This is a genomic window from Pseudomonas sp. 05T35, assembly GCF_056396605.1.
This window is the reverse complement of record NZ_JBFTLU010000599.1, coordinates 1-2234: the sequence shown is the minus strand read 5'-3', so window position 1 is coordinate 2234 and position 2234 is coordinate 1. Positions and strand designations below refer to the sequence as shown.

The window sequence follows — 2234 nt, the reverse complement described above, 5'->3', positions numbered from 1 at the left end:
CCGATATGACCGCCTCCGTGTCGGTCGGCGTTGGCCGGTAATGCAAGGCACGTGGCGATCAGGATTGCCCCTATCAGCGTGCAACGTTTTACCGAGTCGATATTCATGATGTCTACCCAATCGTGGGGGCAATTCGAGAATAGGAGTCGCTCAGGAGAAAAATCTGATCCACATCAGAAAACAGGCATACGAACGGGCAAGTGGATAGACGGGCTGCCAATTGGGGGGGGGAGTCATAATGTTCGATGCAAAAAAAACTTGCCGGTTTCCCGGCAAGGTGAGGAGGACGGTCATCGGCTTAATTGCCTTTGATCGGCACAATTTTCTCCGGTTTCATGGCTTCGGGCTTTTTCGGTAGCGATATGCTCAGCACACCTTTGCTGAAGCTCGCTTCGATCTTGTCGGCGTCGACCCCTTTAGGCAGGTTGAACATCCGTTCGAAGGAGCCGTAGTGACGCTCCGACAGGTAATAGCCCTTTCTTTTTTCTTCCTTGTCTTCCTGTTTTTCGCCTTTGATGATCAGGCTGCCGTTGGACAGTTTGATCTCGACATCCTTCTGGTCCATACCGGGCAGTTCGACAGTGATATCGAAGCTTTTATCTTTCTCGGTGATGTCCACGGCAGGGATGCCGTAACCCATCAGTTCACGAGATAAAAGCGGCTCGACGTCGAACAGCCCACGGCTGAATGGCGATAATCCCAAAGGACCTCGATTGAAGTCTTCGAACAGGTGATCAACCTGTTCCCGCAGTTTTTGCAGAGGACGCCAAAGGTCAGTCGTCGCTGGGAGCGGACTTGCTTTTTTTTCGGTATGAACCGGTACTTTTTTCACGGAATTGGCCATTTTCAGTTCTCCTCTTTGGCTATGTCGAGGTGGGCTGTAAACGTTTTGGACACCTGTGCCTGCCTCGAGAAAAAACACATCCATTCATTGATTTGGCCTTACAAGGCCAGTTTCCCTGACCACAGCATCCAGCCGGCGAAAGCGGCCGCCGCCCAGATGACGATCAACAATCCCCACTCAAAGCCGTTCAGCGCTTGACCCTGGCGAGCCCGTTTGGTGGCCAGGTAAATCAGTGAGCCGGGGGCATAGAGCAGGGCGCTGAGCAGCATGTATTTCGGCCCTGCGGCGAATAACAGCCAGAAGCAATACAGGGTTGCGACCGAGGCAATCGCCATGTCGCGCAGTTGCAGGGCTTTGTGTCCGGCATAGGTCGCGCCCTGCCACGTCAGCTTCAACGCGTATAGGCCGCTGAACAGGTACGGCAACAGAATCATCGAGGTCGCCAGAGAGATCAGGGCCAGGTAACTGGCGCTCGAATACAGCGTCAGCAGCAGGAATAGCTGAATGCAGCCGTTGGTAATCCACAAGGCATTGGCAGGCGCACCATGGGTGTTTTCCAGGGCCAGCGGCCCCGGCATGACCTTTTCCCTGGCCGGTGTGAACACCGACTCTGCCGCCAGCAGTGTCCAGGCGAGCAGGGCGCCGCCGACCGAAATGATCAGGCCGATACTGATCAGCATCGCTCCCCAAGGGCCGGCCACCGCCTCAAGCACGCCACTCATCGAAGGATTTTTCAGGGCGGCCAGTTCCGGTTGCCTGAGAATGCCCAGTGACAGCAGGGACACCGCAATCAGCAGCAACAAGGTGAGGACAAAGCCGATGACGGTGGCCCGTCCCACATTCACCCGTTCTGCCGCTCGGGCGGAAAATACGTTGGCGCCTTCGATGCCGATAAACACCCAGACGGTGACCAGCATCGTGCTTTTGACCTGATCCAGGGTGCTGCCCAGCGCCGGTGAGCCCCAGAAGTCGACCATGAACGTTTCGCGCTGGAACGCCGCAATCACCAGGCCGATAAACACAAGCAACGGAACGATCTTGGCCAGGGTCGTGAGGGCATTGGCCCGCGCTGCGGTGCGCATGCCCCGCAGGATCATCCAGTGCAACGACCACAGCACCAGCGACGCCGCCGCAATGGCTGCTTTGTTATTGCCTTCACCGAATAGCGGGAAGAAGTAACTCAGCGCCGCGAACAGAATCACCAGGTAACTGACGTTACCGATCCAGGCACTGATCCAGTAACCCCAGGCCGAGTTGAAACCGAGGAATTCGCCGCCCAATGCGCGGGCATAGGCAAACACGCCGTTATCCAGTTCGGGCTGGCGGTTGGACAAGGTTTGGTAGACCAGTGCCAGTGACAGCATGCCGACGCCGGTGATCAACCAGCCAA

At 56.5% G+C, this 2234-nt stretch carries 2 protein-coding genes; both read right to left on the bottom strand.

What is annotated here, in order from left to right; translation table 11 throughout:
* Positions 1-298: 298 nt before the first annotated feature.
* Complete coding sequence (locus tag AC1DH9_RS27760) at positions 299-844, bottom strand: Hsp20/alpha crystallin family protein (RefSeq protein WP_103316140.1); 546 nt, start codon at positions 842-844, stop codon at positions 299-301.
* Positions 845-942: 98 nt separating this feature from the next.
* A partial coding sequence (locus AC1DH9_RS27755) for a basic amino acid/polyamine antiporter (RefSeq protein ID WP_477809195.1) occupies positions 943-2234 on the bottom strand: 1292 nt, incomplete at its 5' end.

Bases quoted from the DNA above. Each gene is read 5' to 3' on its own strand.
- AC1DH9_RS27760 (WP_103316140.1), bottom strand. From the start codon at position 844: ATGGCCAATTCCGTGAAAAAAGTACCGGTTCATACCGAAAAAAAAGCA.